The sequence below is a fragment of the Halomonas sp. H5 genome (genome assembly GCF_050613175.1).
GTDB lineage: Bacteria > Pseudomonadota > Gammaproteobacteria > Pseudomonadales > Halomonadaceae > Bisbaumannia > Bisbaumannia salifodinae.
Window position 1 is genome coordinate 1,490,074 of the sequence record NZ_CP192510.1, and the last position, 18,087, is coordinate 1,508,160.

Annotated in this window: 15 protein-coding genes and 1 other RNA gene; all 16 read left to right on the forward strand. The window is 69.7% G+C overall.

Going from position 1 to position 18,087, the window contains the following annotated elements; genetic code table 11:
• Position 1: 1 nt before the first annotated feature.
• Entirely contained in the window at positions 2-853 is an 852-nt protein-coding gene (gene rsmI, locus ACQ1W9_RS06835) for a 16S rRNA (cytidine(1402)-2'-O)-methyltransferase (protein WP_431025915.1), read from the forward strand.
• A 268-nt stretch (positions 854-1,121) separates the two neighbouring features.
• Positions 1,122-1,476: RNase P RNA component class A (rnpB, locus tag ACQ1W9_RS06840), an RNA gene on the forward strand.
• 58 nt (positions 1,477-1,534) lie between these two features.
• Positions 1,535-2,485, forward strand: coding sequence for a 16S rRNA (cytosine(1402)-N(4))-methyltransferase RsmH (rsmH, locus tag ACQ1W9_RS06845; protein WP_431025916.1), 951 nt, complete (start codon positions 1,535-1,537; stop codon positions 2,483-2,485).
• Positions 2,486-2,491: 6 nt separating this feature from the next.
• Entirely contained in the window at positions 2,492-2,806 is a 315-nt protein-coding gene (gene ftsL / locus ACQ1W9_RS06850; RefSeq protein WP_346063449.1) for a cell division protein FtsL, read from the forward strand.
• A complete protein-coding gene (locus ACQ1W9_RS06855; RefSeq protein ID WP_431025917.1) occupies positions 2,803-4,509 on the forward strand; it encodes a peptidoglycan D,D-transpeptidase FtsI family protein in 1,707 nt (568 codons plus the stop codon). Before ftsL ends, ACQ1W9_RS06855 begins: the two co-directional genes overlap by 4 nt.
• Positions 4,510-4,535: 26 nt before the next feature.
• Positions 4,536-6,035 (forward strand): UDP-N-acetylmuramoyl-L-alanyl-D-glutamate--2,6-diaminopimelate ligase, encoded by a 1,500-nt coding sequence (locus ACQ1W9_RS06860; RefSeq protein ID WP_431025918.1) that lies wholly within the window; start codon positions 4,536-4,538, stop codon positions 6,033-6,035.
• Positions 6,032-7,423 (forward strand): UDP-N-acetylmuramoyl-tripeptide--D-alanyl-D-alanine ligase, encoded by a 1,392-nt coding sequence (locus ACQ1W9_RS06865; protein ID WP_431025919.1) that lies wholly within the window; start codon positions 6,032-6,034, stop codon positions 7,421-7,423. The genes ACQ1W9_RS06860 and ACQ1W9_RS06865 overlap by 4 nt, the downstream gene beginning before the upstream one ends.
• Positions 7,424-7,428: 5 nt before the next feature.
• Positions 7,429-8,511 (forward strand): phospho-N-acetylmuramoyl-pentapeptide-transferase, encoded by a 1,083-nt coding sequence (gene mraY / locus ACQ1W9_RS06870; RefSeq protein WP_431025920.1) that lies wholly within the window; start codon positions 7,429-7,431, stop codon positions 8,509-8,511.
• Between the two features lie 31 nt (positions 8,512-8,542).
• Positions 8,543-9,922, forward strand: coding sequence for a UDP-N-acetylmuramoyl-L-alanine--D-glutamate ligase (gene murD / locus ACQ1W9_RS06875; protein WP_431025921.1), 1,380 nt, complete (start codon positions 8,543-8,545; stop codon positions 9,920-9,922).
• The gene (gene ftsW / locus ACQ1W9_RS06880) at positions 9,919-11,139 is read left to right on the forward strand and encodes a putative lipid II flippase FtsW (protein ID WP_431025922.1); all 1,221 of its coding nucleotides are present in this window, start codon (positions 9,919-9,921) and stop codon (positions 11,137-11,139) included. The genes murD and ftsW overlap by 4 nt, the downstream gene beginning before the upstream one ends.
• Before the next feature lie 29 nt (positions 11,140-11,168).
• The gene (gene murG, locus ACQ1W9_RS06885) at positions 11,169-12,227 is read left to right on the forward strand and encodes an undecaprenyldiphospho-muramoylpentapeptide beta-N-acetylglucosaminyltransferase (protein WP_431026419.1); all 1,059 of its coding nucleotides are present in this window, start codon (positions 11,169-11,171) and stop codon (positions 12,225-12,227) included.
• Between the two features lie 28 nt (positions 12,228-12,255).
• Complete coding sequence (gene murC, locus ACQ1W9_RS06890; RefSeq protein ID WP_431026420.1) at positions 12,256-13,668, forward strand: UDP-N-acetylmuramate--L-alanine ligase; 1,413 nt, start codon at positions 12,256-12,258, stop codon at positions 13,666-13,668.
• On the forward strand, positions 13,665-14,591 hold the full coding sequence (locus ACQ1W9_RS06895) for a D-alanine--D-alanine ligase (RefSeq protein WP_431025923.1): 927 nt from the start codon (positions 13,665-13,667) through the stop codon (positions 14,589-14,591). Before murC ends, ACQ1W9_RS06895 begins: the two co-directional genes overlap by 4 nt.
• 12 nt (positions 14,592-14,603) lie before the next feature.
• The gene (locus ACQ1W9_RS06900) at positions 14,604-15,326 is read left to right on the forward strand and encodes a cell division protein FtsQ/DivIB (RefSeq protein WP_431025924.1); all 723 of its coding nucleotides are present in this window, start codon (positions 14,604-14,606) and stop codon (positions 15,324-15,326) included.
• A 184-nt stretch (positions 15,327-15,510) separates the two neighbouring features.
• Entirely contained in the window at positions 15,511-16,800 is a 1,290-nt protein-coding gene (gene ftsA, locus ACQ1W9_RS06905; RefSeq protein ID WP_195860993.1) for a cell division protein FtsA, read from the forward strand.
• A 32-nt stretch (positions 16,801-16,832) separates the two neighbouring features.
• The gene (ftsZ, locus tag ACQ1W9_RS06910) at positions 16,833-18,005 is read left to right on the forward strand and encodes a cell division protein FtsZ (protein WP_431025925.1); all 1,173 of its coding nucleotides are present in this window, start codon (positions 16,833-16,835) and stop codon (positions 18,003-18,005) included.
• Positions 18,006-18,087 lie beyond the last annotated feature (82 nt).

Sequence of the window (18,087 nt, forward strand, 5' to 3'; positions counted from 1 at the left end):
CATGGATCCAGCTTACGGCGCATTGTACGTGGTCGCCACGCCGATTGGTAACCTCGAGGATCTCTCCCCCCGGGCCGCCCGGATGCTCGCCGAGGCGGCGCTGGTGGCCGCCGAGGATACCCGCCATAGCGGACGCTTGCTGCGCCACCTGGGGATCGAGCGGCCGCTGTTGTCGCTGCATGAGCACAACGAGGCGAGCCGGGTGGCGCGTATCGCCGCTCACCTGGAGGCCGGCGAGGACGTGGCCCTGATCAGCGATGCCGGCACGCCCTTGATCTGCGATCCGGGCTTCGTGCTGGTGCGCGAGCTGCGTCGCCTGGGTCATCGCGTGGTGCCGGTGCCGGGCCCCTGCGCCCTGGTGACGGCCCTGTCGGCGGCGGGGCTGCCCACCGACCGCTTCCTGTTTCGCGGCTTCCTGCCCGCCAAGGGGGGCGCCCGGCGGGCGCGGCTCGAGGCCCTGGCGGAACGCGATGAGACCCTGGTCTTCTATGAGTCGCCCCACCGCATCCGCGATACCCTGGCGGATATCGTCGCCTGTTATGGCGAGCGCCATCTGGTGCTGGCCCGGGAGCTGACCAAGACCTTCGAGACCTTCCTGGAGGGGGGGGGCTCGGCGCTGCTCGAGGTCCTGGCGGCGGACCCGGACCAGGCCCGTGGCGAGTTCGTGGTGATGGTGGCCGGGGCGCCGCCTCGCGAAGTCGATGCCGTGACCCTGGAGGGCGAGACCCTGCTGGCGGCGCTGCTGAGCGAGGGGGTGGGCGTCAAGCAGAGCGCGGCGGTGGCCACCCGGGTGCTCGGTGGCACCAAGAAGCAGTGGTACGCCCAGGCCCAGGCCTTGAAGGATGCCCGATAGTCCAGCGCGGCGCCCAAGGCGAGTGATAACTTACTGCCATGCCGGCGCCCTCGGCGCGGGGCCGGGTGGGCGTCAAGCAGAGTGCGGCGCTAGCCGCCCGGGTGTTGGGGGCGCCAGGTAACCGTGGTGCGCTCAGGCCCAGGCCTTGAAGGATGCCCGATAATCCAGCGTGGCGCCCAAGGTGAAGTGATAGCTTACTGCCGTGCCACCGTCCTCGGTGCGGGGCCGGTTGTGGGGGCGGCGGCGCGCTGTTATCCTTGCCCGCTTGGGAGTCGGCCGAGACAGTCGCCGCCGGCCTTTGGTCGGGGGAGGAAAGTCCGGGCTCCATAGGGCAGGGTGCCAGGTAACGCCTGGGCGGCGCGAGCCGACGGCTAGTGCAGCAGAGAGTAGACCGCCTAAGCTTCTCTCGGGAAGCCGGTAAGGGTGAAAGGGTGCGGTAAGAGCGCACCGCGCGCCTGGTAACAGTGCGTGGCACGGTAAACCCCACCCGGAGCAAGACCAAATAGGAACCCGTTGGCGTGGCCCGCGTTGGGTTCGGGTAGGTTGCTTGAGGGGCGCGGCGACGCGTCTCCTAGATGAATGGCTGTCCACGACAGAACCCGGCTTAATGGCCGACTCCCTCTCTATTTATCCCCCGCCACGGCATGCCGTGGCCTTGGCCAGGCACCTTAGCGGAATCCCATGTCCTCATCCGAGACCCTCGCGCCCTCCTTCCAGCACGCCAGCGTCCTGCTCGACGGCGCCGTCGAGGCCCTGGTGCATGATCCCGAAGGGACCTACCTGGATGGGACCTTCGGCCGTGGCGGCCATTCCCGTGCCATCCTCGCGCGCCTGGCGTCGGCGGGGCGGCTGCTGGCCGTGGATCGCGACCCCCAGGCGATCGCCGAGGCGGGGCGCATCGATGATCCCCGCTTCAGCATCGAACAGGGCGAGTTCTCCCGCCTGGGCGAGTTCGCCGAGGCCCATGGCCTGCACGGCCGCCTCTCCGGCATCCTGCTCGATATCGGCGTCTCGTCTCCTCAATTGGACGATCCCGAGCGGGGGTTCAGCTTCCTGCGCGACGGTCCCCTGGACATGCGCATGGACCCGACCCACGGCGAGAGCGCCGCGGCCTGGCTGGCGCGGGTCAAGGAGGACGAGATCGCCCGGGTGTTCAAGACCTATGGCGAGGAGCGCTATGCGCGGCGCCTGGCCCGGGCCATCGTCGCCCGTCGCGGCGAGCACCCCTTTACCCGCACCCAGGACCTGGCCGAGGTGATCAAGACCGCCCATCCCGCCTGGGAGAAGGGTAAGCATCCCGCCACCCGGGCCTTTCAGGCCCTGCGCATCCAGGTCAACGGCGAACTGGAGCAGCTCGATGCGGCGCTCGAGGCGGCCCTGGAGGCCCTGGCCCCGGGCGGTCATCTGGTGGTGATCAGCTTCCACTCCCTGGAGGATCGCCGGGTCAAGCGCTTTATTCGCGACCAGGCCCGGGGCGACACCCATCTGCCGCGGGGGGTCCCCCTGCGCGAGGACCAGCTCAATCGTCGTCTGGAGGCGCTGGGCAAGGCACGGCGCCCGGGGGACGAGGAGGTGGCCGAGAACCCCCGTGCCCGCAGTGCGGTGATGCGGGTGGCGCGCAAGCTGAGGTAGGGCGGCATGTTTCAGGGACGAATCGACCTTGCCTCGCTCAGGCGCCTCAGGATCGGCACCGGCCTGCTGCTGGTGGCCCTGTTGGTGGGCGGGACCCTGGTCAGTGCGGTGGCGGTGGTCGCCTCCAGCCACCTGACCCGGGAGCAGTATGCCCGCCTGCAGCGCCTGGAGCGGGAGCACAACCAACTGCAGACCGAGTGGGGCCAGCTGCTGCTTGAGGAGAGCGCCTGGTCGTCGCCGGCACGCGTCGAGCGGTTGGCGGTGGAACGCCTGGAGATGCGCCTGCCCGATGTGCATGAAGCGGAGGTGATCCGGCCATGAGCAGTGCCGCCCAGGATGCCGCCAGCCGGCGTCGTCGTGCCCAGTCCGAGCCCCTGGCCGGGGGGCGCTTCCTGCTGGTGCTGGGGCTGGTGCTGCTGGCCATGGGGCTGCTGGCCGGGCGCATCGTCTACCTGCATGTCATCGAGCGCCCCTTCCTCCAGGGGCAGGGCGATGCCCGCACCCTGCGGGTCGACCCCATTCCCGCCCATCGCGGCATGATCACCGATCGCCATGGCGAGCCCCTGGCCATCTCCACTCCGGTGGTGAGCCTCTGGGCCAATCCCCAGGAACTTCCCGACGACCATATTCAGCGCCTGATGCTGGCCCGTGCTCTGGACCTGGAGCTCGATGCCCTCAATACCCGTATCGAGCGTTTCGCCGAGCGTGAATTCATGTACCTGCGCCGCCAGGTGACCCCCGCCGAGGCCCAGCGCATCCTCGACCTGGAGGTGCCGGGGGTCTACGGCCAGGATGAGTACAAGCGCTACTACCCCGCCGGCGAGGTGACCGCCCAGTTGGTGGGCGTCACCAACGTGGACGACCAGGGGCAGGAGGGGCTGGAGTTGGCCTTCCAGCCCTATCTGGCCGGTGCCCCGGGGCAGCGGCGCGTGCTCAAGGACCGCCGCGGGCGCCTGGTGCGCGACCTGGCCCTGCTGCGCGAGTCGCGGCCCGGCGGCACCCTGACCCTGTCCATCGATCAGCGCCTGCAGTACATGGCCTATCGGGAGCTCAAGACCGCGGTGGCCGAGCACGAGGCGGAGGGTGGCGTGGTGGTGATGCTGGATGCCCGCACCGGCGAGGTGCTGGCGATGGCCAATCAGCCCTCCTATAACCCCAACAATCGTGCCGGCCTCGACCCCCGCGGCCTGCGCAATCAGGCCATCGTCGATGTCTTCGAGCCGGGCTCGGTGATGAAGCCCCTGGCCATGGCGGCCATACTCTCCAGCGGCGAGGTGACTCGGGACACGGTGGTGGATACCTCGCCGGGCTGGATGCGCATCGACCGCTTCACCATCCGCGATATCCGCAACTATGGCGAGCTGGACCTCTCCGGTATCCTCGAGAAGTCTTCCAATATCGGCATGTCACGGCTGGCCCTGGAGCTCGAGCCCAACGTTATCGCCGACCAGTACCGCCGCCTGGGGCTGGGGCAGAGCACCGAGACCGGCTTCCCCGGCGAGGCCACCGGTAGCCTGCCGGCACCGGTGCGCTGGTCGCGCAGCGAGCGGGCGGCGCTGGCCTATGGCTATGGCCTCTCGACCTCCGCCCTGCAACTGGCCAGCGCCTATACCGCCATCGCCAACGAGGGGGTACGCCTGCCGCCCTCGCTGCTGCGCCTGGACGAGCCGCCCCGGGGCGAGCCCGCCATCGACCCCGAAGTGGCCCGCACCCTGCTGGAGCTGCTGGAGTCCTCGGTGGGGGCCTACACCGGCGGGCGCCAGGCCCAGGTGGAAGGCTATCGGGTCGGCGGCAAGACCGGCACGGTGCGCAAGACCGGCGCCGACGGCTACCAGGAAAACGCCTACCGCAGTGTCTTCGCCGGTATCGCGCCCATCTCCGACCCACGCATCGTCACCGTGGTGATGATCGATCACCCCCGCGCCGGAGAGTTCTATGGAGGCGCGGTGGCCGCGCCGGTCTTTTCCCGGGTGACCGGCAACGCCCTGCGGCTGCTGGACGTGCCCCCGGATGCCGACCGATGAGCCCCGCGCCGCGACGAGGAGAGACTATGCAGGTGGAGAGCCAACACCTGACGGCGTGCCTGGCGCGCCTCTGGCCCGAGTGCCCCGTGAGCCTGGCCCCCGGGTCCCGCCGCCTGGTGCTGGATAGCCGGACCCTGGCCGCGGGCGATGTCTTCGTCGCCCTGCCCGGGGTGCAGCGCGACGGCCGCGAGCATATCCCGGCGGCCCTGGCCGCCGGCGCCGCCCTGGTGCTCTGCCATCAGCCCGAGACCGGCGCCGATATGACGCCCCCCGAGGATCCCCGGGTGCTGTGTCTGCCGGGGCTCAAGGCGCGCCAGGCCGAGCTGGGGCGGGCGCTGTTCCGGGTGCCCGCCGAGCTGCCCTTGATCGGCGTCACCGGCACCAACGGCAAGAGCTCGGTGACCCACTATGTGGCCCTGCTCAGCGAGGCCCTGGGCACCCCCTGCGGGATGATCGGGACCCTCGGCTTCGGGCGCCCCGACCGCTTGGTCGAGGGGGAGCAGACCACCCCCGGGCCCCTGGCCCTGCAGGCCCAGTTGGGGGCCCTGGTCGCCCAGGGCGCGAAACGGGTGGCCATGGAGGTCTCCTCCCATGCCCTGGATCAGGACCGCCTCCAGGACACCCGGGTGCAGGCCGCGGCCTTTACCAACCTGAGCCGTGACCACCTCGACTATCACGGCAGCATGGCCGCCTATGCCGCCGCCAAGGCGCGGCTGTTCCGGCGCCCGGAACTCGAGTTGGCGGTGGTCAATGGCGACGCCCCCCTGGCGCGGCTGATGCTGGCGGGGGTGCCCAGGCAGGGCACGGTGCGGGTGCTGGCCATCGGGTGCGACGCGGTCACCACCCTGAGGGTGCTCGACTGGTGGCCCCATGCCCGGGGGCAGCGCGCCCTGGTGGCGGGCCCCGAGGGAGAGTTCGCCCTGGAGCTGCCGCTGATGGGGCGCTTCAATCTCGACAATGTCTTGCTGGCCATGGCGCTGCTCTACGGCCAGGGCGAGCCCCTGGCCGCCCTGACCGAGGCGGCGCAGCATCTGTCCCCGGTGCCGGGGCGCATGCAACTGCTGCGCCGCCCGGGCCGGCCCGGGGTGGTGGTGGACTATGCCCACACCCCGGATGCCCTGGAGAACGCCCTGGGGGCCCTGCGCGATCACCTGGGCACCCAGGGGCGCCTGTGGTGCCTGTTCGGCTGCGGCGGCGATCGCGATCCCGGCAAGCGGGCCCTGATGGGGACCGCCGCGGCGACCCGGGCCGATCGACTGGTGATTACCGACGACAACCCCCGCGGCGAGGCGCCGGCGGCGATCCGCGCCGCGATTCGCCAGGGCCTCGACGAGTTCCCCGCCGAGCGCATTCATGAGGTGGCCGGGCGCGGTGAGGCGATCGCCTGGACGATCGCCCAGGCCGCTCCCGAGGACGTGGTGCTGCTGGCCGGCAAGGGCCACGAGACCTATCAGGAGATCGCCGGCGTCAAGCACCACTTCTGTGATCGGGAGGCCGCCGAGGCGGCCCTGGAGGCGCGCCCATGAGCGAGACACTCCCGAGCTGCGGCCTGGTGACCCTGGGGCAGGTGGCCGAGGCGCTGGGTATCGAGGCGGTGACGGCCCCCGAGACGCCGGTGAGAGGCATCGTCACCGACAGCCGTCGCCTGGCCCCGGGGGATCTCTTCGTGGCCCTGGTGGGCGAGCGTTTCGACGCCCACGACTTCCTGGCCCAGGTGCGCGAGGCCGGGGCCGTGGCGGCGGTGGTCTCTCGGGGCGTGGACGACCCCCTGCCTCAGCTGCCGGTGGCCGATACCCGGCTGGCCCTGGGCCTGCTGGGCCAGGCTCGGCGCCGGGCCTGGGGCGGGCCCCTGGTGGCGATCACCGGCAACAGCGGCAAGACCACCGTCAAGGAGCTGCTGGCGACCCTGCTGGGCCCCGGTACCCTGGCCACCCGGGGCAACCTCAACAACGACTTCGGTGCTCCCCTGACCCTGCTCGAGCTGACCCCGGCGCACCGCCAGGCGGTGGTGGAGCTGGGCGCCAATCACCTCGGCGAGATCGCCTGGACCGCGGCCCTGGCCGCGCCCCGGGTGGCGGTGATCACCAATGTCACCGGCGCCCATGTGGGGGAGTTCGGCGGCCTGGGCCAGATCGCCCAGGCCAAGGGCGAGATCCTCGCCGCCCTGCCCGATGACGGAGTGGCGGTGCTCAACCGCGACGACCGCTTCTTCCCGGTATGGCGCGCCCTGGCCCGGCCCCGGGAGGTCCTCGACTTCGCCGTGGTGGGGGAGGGCGAGTCGCCGGCCCGGCTGCAGGCCAGGGCGCTGGTCTGTGATGCCCTCGGGCGCTATGCTTTCACGCTGGTTCGCGACGGCCGCGAGCTGGGACGGGTCCAACTGGCCCTGCTGGGACGCCATAACGTCGCCAATGCCCTGGCCGCGGCGGCGGCGGCCCTGGCCCTGGGCCTCGACGAGGCGACCCTGCTCGAGCGCCTGGCGGCGGCCCAACCCCTGGCGGGGCGCCTGACGCCGCTGGCGGGGATTCGTGGCAGCCGGGTGCTGGACGACAGCTACAACGCCAACCCCGGGGCGGTGGAGGCGGCCCTGGGGCTGCTGGCCGAGCTGCCCGAGCCCCGTTGGTGCCTGCTGGGCGCCATGGGCGAGCTGGGCGAGGCATCACCGGCGCTGCATGCCCGGGTCGGGCGCCACGCCCGGGCCCTGGGCATCCAGCGCCTCTTGACCCTGGGGGAGGGGGCCCGCCCGGCGGCCGAGGCCTTCGGACCGGGGGGCGAGCATTTCGACGATTGGCAGGCGCTGGCGCGCCATGCCCAAACCCATCTGCCGCCGGGAGCCAGCGTGCTGGTGAAGGGGTCGCGCAGTGCCGGCATGGAGCGCCTGGTGAATGCGCTCACGGCAAGGCATCAAGGTGAATAGGACACATGCTGCTATATCTGGCTGATCTTCTGGCGCCGCTGTTCAGCGCCTTCAATGTCTTCAACTATCTGACCCTGCGGATGATCCTGGGGACCCTGACGGCACTGCTGTTGTGCCTGTGGCTGGGGCCCTGGATGATCCGCCGCCTGGTGGAGCGCCAGATCGGACAGGCGGTGCGCGACGACGGCCCCCAGTCCCACCTCTCCAAGGCGGGCACCCCCACCATGGGCGGGGCCATGATCCTGATGGCCATCGCCGTCAGCACCCTGCTGTGGGCCGATCTCGGCAACCACTATGTGTGGATCGTGCTGGCGGTGACCCTGGGCTTCGGCGCCATCGGCTGGGTCGATGACTACCGCAAGGTGGTGGAGAAGAATCCCCGCGGCCTGCCGGCGCGCTGGAAGTACCTGTGGCAGTCGGTGATCGGCCTGGCCGCCGCCGTGGTGCTCTATGTCACCGCCGCCAGCCCCGTCGAGACCAGCCTGATCGTGCCGCTGTTCAAGGACGTGGTGCTGCCCCTGGGGCTTTTCTATATCGTGCTCACCTACCTGGTGATCGTCGGCAGCTCCAATGCGGTGAACCTCACCGACGGCCTCGATGGCCTGGCGATCATGCCCACCGTGATGGTGGCCATGGGCCTGGCGGTGTTCGCCTACGCCAGCGGCAACACGGTGTTCGCCGACTACCTGCAGATCCCGGTGATTCCCGGTTCCGGGGAACTGGCGGTGTTCTGCGCCACCATCGCCGGTGCCGGCCTCGGCTTCCTGTGGTTCAACACCTATCCGGCCCAGGTCTTCATGGGCGACGTGGGGGCCCTGGCCCTGGGCGCGGCCCTCGGCGTGGTGGCGGTGATCGTGCGCCAGGAGATCGTGCTCTTTATCATGGGCGGTATCTTCGTCATGGAGACCATTTCGGTGATCCTCCAGGTGGGCTCCTACAAGCTCACCGGGCGACGCATCTTCCGCATGGCGCCCCTGCATCACCATTTCGAACTCAAGGGCTGGCCCGAGCCGCGGGTCATCGTGCGCTTCTGGATCATCACCGTGGTGCTGGTGTTGATGGGCCTGGCGACCCTCAAGATCCGATAACACCAGGGCGCGAGATGCCGAGGAGTAGTGCATGATCGAAGTGACGCCGGGAACCACGCTGGTGGTGGGGCTGGGCATCTCCGGCCGTGCCATCGCTCGCCATCTGAGCCGCCGCGGCGTGCCTTTCATGATGGCGGACACCCGCCCGGCACCGCCGGGGCTGGACGACTTTCGCACCGCCCATCCGGGGGTGCCGATCCATTGCGGTGCGCTCACCGCCCTGGACCTCTCCGGGGTGGCCGAGGTGGTGCTGAGCCCCGGCGTGGACCCCGCCACCCCGGGCCTGGAGGGCCTCGCCGAGGCCCTTGATCCGGCCACCGGCGAGCCCCGGCTGGTGGGCGAGATCGCCCTCTTCGTGCGCGAGGCCAGGGCGCCCATCGCCGCCATTACCGGCTCCAATGCCAAGTCCACGGTGACCACCCTGCTGGGGGAGATGGCCCGGGCCGCCGGTCATCGGGTGGCGGTAGGCGGCAACCTGGGCACCCCGGCCCTGGACCTGCTCCACGACCGGCCCGACGCCGAGCTCTTCGTGCTGGAGCTCTCCAGCTTCCAGCTCGAGACCACGCCGTGGCTGGGCGCCGCGACGGCGGCCTTCCTCAACCTCTGCGAGGATCACCTGGATCGCCACGGCGACCTGGCCGGCTATCGCGCCGCCAAGCAGCGCATCTTCCGCGGCGCCGCCCATGGGGTGATCAACGCCGAGGATCCCGCCACCTGGCCCGAGACGCCGCCGCCGAATCTGTCGCGTTTTACCACCGCCGCCCCCGAGGGCGATGACTGGGGCCTGGCCGCCCGGGATGAGGGCGGCGACTGGCTGATGCATGGTGCCGAGGCCCTGCTGCCCTGCGCCGAGCTGGGCCTGCGCGGCCGCCATAACCAGGCCAACGCCCTGGCGGCCCTGGCCATGGGCCACCGCCTGGGTCTGCCCCTGGACGCCATGCTCGCCACCCTGCGCGCCTTCCGCGGCCTGCCCCATCGCGGCGAGCTGGTGGCGGAGTGGAACGGGGTGGCCTGGATCAACGACTCCAAGGGCACCAATGTGGGGGCGACCCTGGCCGCCATCGCCGGGCTCGGCCCGACCCTGGATGGCCGCCTGATCCTGCTGGCCGGCGGCGTCGGCAAGGGCGCCGACTTCGCCCCCCTGGCGGCGCCGCTAGCCCGCCATGGCCGCGAGGCGATCCTCTTCGGCGCCGATGCCGAACGCCTCGAGGCGGCGCTCTCGGGCCACCTCCCCCTGACCCGGGTGACGGACCTGGAGAGCGCCCTGGCGCGGGCGGCGGCCATCGCCGCGCCCGGCGACTGCGTGCTGCTGTCGCCGGCCTGCGCCAGCCTCGATCAGTTCGCCGACTATCAGGAACGCGGCGAGGCCTTTCGGCGCTGGGTGCTGGCGCACCGGGAGGCCGCCTCATGAGCCCGCGGCGACAGTCCCCGGCGACCCCGGGCGGGGAGGGGCCCTTCGATGCCTGGCTGCTGGTGGCGGCGTTGGCGCTGCTGCTGATCGGCTGGGTGATGGTGACTTCCGCCTCCACCGGGGTGGCCTCCAGCCTGACCGGTAACCCCTACTATTTCAGCCTGCGCCATGGTGCCTTCGTGCTGCTGACCCTGGTGGTGGCGGCCGGAGTGGCCTGCGTGCCCCTGGCCTGGTGGCGGGCCAATGGCCCCCTGCTGCTGGTGGTGGGCCTCGGCCTGCTGGTGCTGGTGCTGCTCGTCGGTCGCGAGGTCAACGGTAGCCGACGCTGGATCGCCCTGCCCGGGTTTCCCTTGAACCTGCAGGCCTCGGAAGTGGCCAAGCTGTGCCTGATCATCTACCTGGCGGGCTACCTGGAGCGTTTCCTGCCCCAGGTGCGTCGCGAGTGGGGGGCCTTCCTGCGGCCCCTGGTGATCATGCTGGTGGCGGCGGGTCTGCTGATCCTCGAGCCCGATTACGGCGCCGTGGTGGTGATCGGCGGCTGCATGATGGGCATGCTGCTGATGGCCGGCGCCCCGCTGTGGCGCTTCGGCCTGTTGCTGGTGCTGGTGGGCCTGGCCGGGGCCTACCTGGCGGTGGCCGAGCCCTATCGGGTGGCGCGCCTGACCAGCTTCGCCGATCCCTGGGCCGATCAGTTCGCCAGCGGGTACCAGCTCACCCAGTCGTTGATCGCCTTCGGGCGCGGCCACTGGCTGGGGATGGGGCTCGGCAACAGCATCCAGAAGCTCTTCTACCTGCCGGAGGCGCATACCGACTTCGTCTTCGCCGTACTGGCCGAGGAACTGGGGCTGGTGGGGGCGATCGCGGTCATCGGCCTCTTCCTGCTGCTGGTGGTGCGGGCGCTGGTCGTGGGACGCCGGGCGGAGCTGGCGCGGCTGCCCTTCGCCGCCTATCTGAGTTACGGTATCGCCTTCGTGATCGGTGCCCAGGCCTTTATCAATATCGCCGTCAGCAGCGGCATGCTGCCCACCAAGGGGTTGACCCTGCCGCTGCTCAGCTATGGTGGCTCGAGCCTGCTGGTGTGCGGCGCCATGGTGGCCCTGGTGTTGCGCGCCGATATCGAGACCCGGCGTTTTCAGCGGCGCCTGCGCCCGGCACGGCCGACTTCCCGGGAGTCGGCGGGACGTACCGGGAGTGCAAAGCGTGCGAGGAGTCTGTAGTGAGTGATAACAAGCGCCGCGTGCTGATCATGGCCGGCGGTACCGGCGGCCATGTGATTCCCGCCCTGTCCCTGGCCCGGGGCCTGGCGGCCCGGGGCATCGAGGTGGCCTGGCTGGGCAGTCCCCGGGGCATCGAGAACCGTTTGGTCCCCGCGGCGGGGATTCCCCTGCACCATATTCAAGTGGCCGGGCTGCGCGGCAAGGGGGCGGCCGGCTGGCTGCTCGCCCCGTTCAAGCTGCTGCGCGCCGTCTGGCAGGCGCGGCGGGTGATCGCCGAGGTCGACCCCCAGCTGGTGGTGGGCCTCGGCGGCTTCGCCAGCGGCCCCGGCGGCCTGGCCGCCTGGCTGATGCGCCGGCCCCTGGTGATTCACGAACAGAACGCCGTGGCGGGGCTGACCAACAAGGCCCTGGCGCGGCTGGCCAGGCGGGTCTATGCGGCCTTCCCCGAGGCCTTTCCGGCGGGGCGTGCCGAGCGGGTCGGCAACCCGGTGCGCGGCGAGATCGCCGCCCTGGGCGAGCGGCCCCGCGACGCCGAGGCGATGGCCGGGCGCCGGCTGCGCCTGCTGGTGGTGGGGGGCTCCCTGGGCGCCCAGGCGCTCAACGAGACCCTGGCGCCGGCCCTGGCGCGGCTGCCCGAGGCGAGCCGTCCCGAGGTGCGCCATCAGGCCGGCCGCGACAAGCAGGACGCGACCCGGGCCGCCTACGCGGCGGCCGGGGTCGAGGCTCGGGTGAGCGATTTTATCGATGAGATGGCCGCGGCCTACGACTGGGCCGACCTGGTGGTGTGCCGGGCCGGCGCCCTGACCGTCAGCGAGCTGGCCGCCGCCGCCAAGCCGGCGCTCTTCGTGCCTTTTCCCCACGCCGTCGACGACCACCAGACCGCCAATGCCCGGGCCCTGGTCGGGGCCGGGGCGGCGGAGCTGCTGCCCCAGGCACAGTTGACTGCCGAGCATCTCGCCGAGCGTCTGACGGCCCTCTTGGATCCCCCCACCCTTGCCAGCATGGCGAGCCGCGCCCGGGCCCAGGCCCAGCTGGACGCCGTCGATCGCCTGGTGGCAGGCTGCATGGAGATTGGTTTTGAGCAATGATACCCCCCGCCAGGGCCTCGGCCTGGGCATGCGCCGCATCCGGCGCATTCATTTCATCGGCATCGGTGGCGCCGGCATGTGCGGCATCGCCGAGGTACTGGCCAACCAGGGCTACCGGGTCAGCGGCTCCGATATCCGCGACTCCGCGGTGGTCGGCCACCTGCGTGGCTGCGGCATCCCGGTGGCCATCGGCCACGCCGAGGCCCATGTGGAAGGCGCCGACGTGGTGGTGGTCTCCACCGCCATCGATGCCAGCAACCCGGAGATCGCCTGGGCCCAGGCGCATCGGGTGCCGGTGGTGCGCCGCGCCGAGATGCTCGCCGAGCTGATGCGCTTCCGTCACGGCATCGCCGTGGCCGGCACCCATGGCAAGACCACCACCACCAGCCTGACCGCCACCCTGCTCGCCGAGGGCGGGCTCGATCCCACCTTCGTGATCGGCGGCAAGCTGACCAGCGCCGGCACCAATGCGCGGCTGGGGGAGGGCGACTACCTGGTGGCGGAGGCCGACGAGTCCGATGCCTCCTTCCTGCATCTGCAGCCCATGGTCTCCATCGTCACCAATATCGATGCCGACCATATGAGCACCTATGGCGGCGACTTCGAGCGCCTCAAGACCACCTTCGTGGAGTTTCTCCACAACCTGCCCTTCTACGGGTTGGCGGTGCTGTGTATCGATGACGCCAATGTGCGGGAGCTGCGCGAGCGGCTGCACCGCCAGTTCGTGACCTATGGTTTCAGCGAGGACGCCGACTACCGCATCACCGACTTCGTCCAGGAGGCCGGCGAGATCCGCTTCACCGCCCTGCGTCCCGATGGCCTGGCGCCGCTGGCGGTGCGCCTGGCCATGCCCGGCGAGCACAATGCCCTCAATGCCCTGGCGGCCATCGCCGTGGCCAGCGACGCCGGCGTCGATGACCAGGCCATCGTGCGTGGCCTGGCCGGCTTCGCCGGGGTCGGGCGGCGCTTCCAGGTGCAGGGCGACTTCGCCGCCCCCGAGGGGGGCGGCGAGGTGATGCTGGTGGACGATTACGGCCACCATCCCCGGGAGGTGGAGATGGTGATCCGGGCGGTGCGCGCCGGCTGGCCCGAGCGGCGCCTGGTGATGCTCTATCAGCCCCATCGCTATACCCGCACCCGGGATCTCTACGAGGACTTCGTGCGGGTGCTCTCCGGGGTCGACACCCTGCTGCTGCTGGACGTCTACAGCGCCGGCGAGGCGCCGATTCCCGGGGCCGAGGGCAAGACCCTGGCCGGGTCGATCCGTCAGCGGGGCGCGGTCGATCCCCTCTTCGTGGCCGACAAGGCGGAGCTACCGGCGCTGCTGACGCGGGTGCTGCGCCCCGGCGATATCCTGATTACCCAGGGGGCCGGCGACGTGGGCGGCATCGCCCAACGCCTGGCCGAGGCCCAACTGCAGCTGGACGAGGTGAGTCTATGACCGAGGCGAGGCAGGGCGACTATGGTCGCGTGGTGGTGCTCTATGGCGGCGACTCCGCCGAGCGGGAGGTCTCCCTGGTCAGCGGCAAGGCGGTCCTCGACGCCCTGCGCCGCAGCGGCGTGGATGCTCAGGGCTATGATCCCGCCGAGGGCGGCCTGGTGGGCCTGGAGCGCCTGGCCCCGGACCGCGTCTTTATCGCCCTGCATGGCCGTGGCGGCGAGGACGGTACCCTGCAGGGCGCCCTGGAACTGCTGAAGATCCCCTATACCGGCAGCGGCGTGCTGGCCTCGGCGCTGGGCATGGACAAGCAGCGCACCAAGCAGGTGTGGCAGGCCCTGGACCTGCCCACGCCGCAGAGCCTGCTGCTCCACGAGGGGGCGGACTGGGAGGCGGTCTGTGGGCGCCTCGGCCTGCCATTGATCGTCAAGCCGGTGCACGAGGGCTCGACGCTCGGCATCACCATCGTCGAGGATGCCGAGTCCCTGGCCGCCGCCTATCGCGAGGCGGCGCGTTTCGATGCCCAGGTGATGGCCGAGCGCTTTATTCGCGGCGAGGAGTACACGGTGTCGCTGCTCGGTGGCCGGGTGTTGCCGGCGATCCGCGTCGAGGTGCCCAGTGGCTTCTACGACTACGAGGCCAAGTACGTCTCCAACGACACCCAGTATCACCTGCCCTGCGGCCTGAGCCCGACGGAGGAAGCCGAGCTCGGCGAGCTCTGCCGTGCCGCCTTCGAGGCCATCGGCTGCCGCGGCTGGGGGCGTATCGACGTGATGCGCGACGGCCAGGGACGCTTCTGGCTGCTGGAGGTCAATACGGTGCCGGGGATGACCGATCACAGCCTGGTGCCCCAGGCCGCCGCCCATGCCGGCATCGACTTCGATGCCCTGGTACTGGCGATCCTCGCTACCGCCCCGGCGTCCTAGGCGACCATGCGCATGCGGCGAGGATCGCTGTTCGGCCTGGTGCTGATGGCCCTGGTGCTGGTGGCCGGTGGCCGTGCCCTCTGGCTATGGCTGGATCGTCCCATCGAGCGGGTGGTGATCGATGGCCAGGTGCGCCATGTCGGCCCCGGCTACCTGCGTAGCCAACTGGCGCCCCTGGTGGTGGGGGAGACCTGGCTATCGGTGGACCTCGGCGAACTGCGTGAGCGGGCCAGGGAGGTCGGCTGGCTGGCGGAGGTGCGGATCAGTCGCCGGTGGCCGGATGTGTTGGCCTTCGAGCTGGAGGAGCAGCGTCCGGTGGCCCGCTGGCACGATGACTTCCTGCTCAATGCCGTCGGCGAGCCCTTCGTCTTCGATGGCGAGGGGTTGCCCACGGGGCTGCCGGATCTGGCCGGCCCGCCGGGCAGCGGCCCCGAGGTGCTGGCCTACTATCGCCAGTTGCAGGCCCGGTTGGAGGAGCTGGGCGTGGAGGTCACCCAGTTGCGCCTCGAGGCCCGCGGTGCCTGGCGTCTGCAGCTCGATCACAGTATCTGGGTGATGCTGGGGCGCAACGATCGCCCGGCGCGGCTGGCGCGATTCGCCGCCGCCTGGGAGCGCGAACTGGGGCAGTTGGAGGAGCATATTCGTTATATCGATCTGCGTTATCCCAATGGGATCGCCGTGGCCTGGCATGGCGAGAGCGATAGCGAAGGGCTCGAGTCGGCGCACAATGGCTGAATGAAATGGCGGTTTTTTCCGGGTCAGGGGAGTTTCTTTTCACGATAATTCTCCGTATTCTGGCCTGTGCTTTCTGGTTAGACTGGTGCTGAGTGCACACTTGTTCCTATAATTGGCGCTATGTCTTTATTGTCGTTTTAAACGACCCTGTGCCTCGGCGAGAATCTAGGAGTGATCACGACCCATGGCAGGACAACCCAATGCTTCCAATATGGTAGTCGGGCTGGATATCGGAACATCCAAGGTCGTGGCGATCGTGGGGCAACCCACCGACGATGGCGGCATCGAAATCGCCGGTATCGGCTCTCATCCGTCCCACGGTATGAAGAAGGGCGTGGTGATCAATATCGAATCCACCGTCCAGTCGATCCAGCGCGCCGTCGAGGAAGCCGAATTGATGGCCGGCTGCGATATCCACTCGGTCTATGTGGGGGTGGCGGGTAGCCATATCAGCTCCATGAATTCCGATGGAGTGGTGGCCATCAAGGATCGCGAGGTGACGCTTTCGGATATCGATCGGGTCATCGATTCGGCCCGGGCGCGGGCCATCTCCGAGGGGCAGCGGGTGCTGCACGTGTTGCCCCAGGAGTTCGCCATCGACACCCAGGAGGGCATTCGCGAGCCGCTGGGCATGTCCGGCGTGCGCCTGGAGGCACGGGTCCATCTGGTCACGGCGGCGCTGAATGCGGTGCAGAATATCGAGAAGTGCGTGCGGCGCTGCGGCCTCGAGGTGGACGCGGTGATCCTCGAACAGCTCGCCTCCAGCCTGGCGGTTCTCACCGAGGACGAACGGGAACTGGGGGTGTGCATGGTGGATATCGGCGGTGGGACCACCGATATCGCGGTCTTCACCGAGGGCGCCATTCGCCACACCGCGGTGATCCCCATCGCCGGCGACCAGGTTACCAATGATATCGCCATGGCGTTGCGTACGCCGACCCAGTACGCCGAGGAGATCAAGGTCAAGTATGCCTGTGCCTTGACTCAGCTGGCCTCCGGGGACGAGATGATCAAGGTGCCCAGCGTCGGCGATCGGCCGGCCCGGGACCTCTCTCGCCAGGCCTTGGCCGAGGTGGTGGAGCCTCGCTACGAGGAACTTTTCACCCTGATTCGTGACGAACTGCGACGCAGTGGCTTCGAGGACCTGGTCGCCGCCGGGGTGGTGCTCACCGGTGGCACCTCGCGCATGGAGGGGGTGGTGGAACTGGCGGAGGAGATCTTCCATATGCCGGTGCGCATCGCCTGCCCGCAGAAGGTGCGCGGCCTCGCCGATGTGGTGCGTAACCCGATTTATTCCACCGGGGTGGGTTTGCTACATTACGGTATGCGTGAAGCCCGACAGGAGCATGGTCGTCAGGGGGATGGACGCACCGTTCCGGCCCAGCCGAGGCGCGAGACTACCCCGCGTGGTGGGCTCAAGGATGGCATGCTGGCATTCAACAAGCTGAAGAGCTGGTTCAAAGGAAATTTCTGATAGGGCCGCGAGCGGTCCGGGAGACGGGGCTTATGTTCGAGCTGGTAGATAACGCGCCCTCAAGCAGCGCGGTCATCAAGGTGATCGGCGTGGGCGGCGGTGGTGGCAATGCCGTCAACCATATGGTGGAGAGCAGCATCGAGGGCGTGGAGTTCATCTGCGCCAATACCGATGCCCAGGCCTTGAAGCGGGTCGCCGCCAAGACCGTTCTCCAACTGGGTGGCGAAATCACCAAGGGCCTCGGGGCCGGTGCCAACCCGGAGGTGGGGCGCCAGGCCGCCATGGAGGATCGCGAGCGCATCGCCGAGCTGCTCAGTGGTGCCGATATGGTGTTTATCACCGCCGGCATGGGCGGCGGCACCGGCACCGGTGGTGCCCCGGTGGTGGCCCAGGTGGCCAAGGAGCTGGGCATCCTCACCGTGGCGGTGGTGACCCGTCCCTTCCCCTTCGAGGGGCCCAAGCGGATGCGTGCCGCCGAGGAGGGCATGAAGGAGCTCTCCGAGCACGTCGACTCCCTGATCACCATCCCCAACGAGAAGCTGCTCTCGGTACTGGGCAAGAGCGCCAGCCTGCTCACCGCCTTCAGTGCCGCCAATGACGTCCTGCTGGGCGCCGTTCAGGGCATCGCCGAGCTGATTACCAGCCCCGGCATCATCAACGTCGACTTCGCCGACGTGCGCACCGTGATGTCCGAGATGGGCATGGCGATGATGGGCACCGGCGGCGCCACCGGCGAGAACCGCGCCCGGGAGGCCGCCGAGAAGGCGATCCGAAGCCCCCTGCTGGAGGATATCGACCTGCATGGTGCCCGCGGGATTCTGGTCAATATCACCGCCGGCCCCGACCTCTCCATCGGCGAGTTCAACGACGTGGGCGCCACCGTCCAGGAGTTCGCCTCCCAGGACGCCACCATCGTGGTGGGGACCTCCATCGACATGGAGATGAGCGACGAGCTGCGTGTCACCGTGGTGGCCGCCGGCCTCGACGGTCGCGTCCAGAAGCCGGTCCAGCGCGACACCACGGTGAGTCGCTCCGAGCCTTCCCCGGACTACCGCAAGCTGCAGCAGCAGCCCGCGGTGGCCCGCCAGCAGGCCGCCAAGGCGGAGCAGGAGGCGTCGTCCAAGGCCCGCGCCGAGAAGCGTCGCTCCCAGGAGCTGGATGACTACCTGGATATCCCGGCCTTCCTGCGCCGCCAGGCCGATTGATGGCGGCTATCGGATACATAGTGACCGTTGGGCGAGAATCTTTTGGTAAAACGGGTGTTCGCTGCTATAGTGAACACCGTTT

Bases quoted from the DNA above. Each gene is read 5' to 3' on its own strand.
- rsmI (WP_431025915.1), top strand. From the start codon at position 2: ATGGATCCAGCTTACGGCGCATTGTACGTGGTCGCCACGCCGATTGGT.
- rsmH (WP_431025916.1), top strand. From the start codon at position 1,535: ATGTCCTCATCCGAGACCCTCGCGCCCTCCTTCCAGCACGCCAGCGTC.
- ftsL (WP_346063449.1), top strand. From the start codon at position 2,492: ATGTTTCAGGGACGAATCGACCTTGCCTCGCTCAGGCGCCTCAGGATC.
- ACQ1W9_RS06855 (WP_431025917.1), top strand. From the start codon at position 2,803: ATGAGCAGTGCCGCCCAGGATGCCGCCAGCCGGCGTCGTCGTGCCCAG.
- ACQ1W9_RS06860 (WP_431025918.1), top strand. From the start codon at position 4,536: ATGCAGGTGGAGAGCCAACACCTGACGGCGTGCCTGGCGCGCCTCTGG.
- ACQ1W9_RS06865 (WP_431025919.1), top strand. From the start codon at position 6,032: ATGAGCGAGACACTCCCGAGCTGCGGCCTGGTGACCCTGGGGCAGGTG.
- mraY (WP_431025920.1), top strand. From the start codon at position 7,429: ATGCTGCTATATCTGGCTGATCTTCTGGCGCCGCTGTTCAGCGCCTTC.
- murD (WP_431025921.1), top strand. From the start codon at position 8,543: ATGATCGAAGTGACGCCGGGAACCACGCTGGTGGTGGGGCTGGGCATC.
- ftsW (WP_431025922.1), top strand. From the start codon at position 9,919: ATGAGCCCGCGGCGACAGTCCCCGGCGACCCCGGGCGGGGAGGGGCCC.
- murG (WP_431026419.1), top strand. From the start codon at position 11,169: ATGGCCGGCGGTACCGGCGGCCATGTGATTCCCGCCCTGTCCCTGGCC.
- murC (WP_431026420.1), top strand. From the start codon at position 12,256: ATGCGCCGCATCCGGCGCATTCATTTCATCGGCATCGGTGGCGCCGGC.
- ACQ1W9_RS06895 (WP_431025923.1), top strand. From the start codon at position 13,665: ATGACCGAGGCGAGGCAGGGCGACTATGGTCGCGTGGTGGTGCTCTAT.
- ACQ1W9_RS06900 (WP_431025924.1), top strand. From the start codon at position 14,604: ATGCGGCGAGGATCGCTGTTCGGCCTGGTGCTGATGGCCCTGGTGCTG.
- ftsA (WP_195860993.1), top strand. From the start codon at position 15,511: ATGGCAGGACAACCCAATGCTTCCAATATGGTAGTCGGGCTGGATATC.
- ftsZ (WP_431025925.1), top strand. From the start codon at position 16,833: ATGTTCGAGCTGGTAGATAACGCGCCCTCAAGCAGCGCGGTCATCAAG.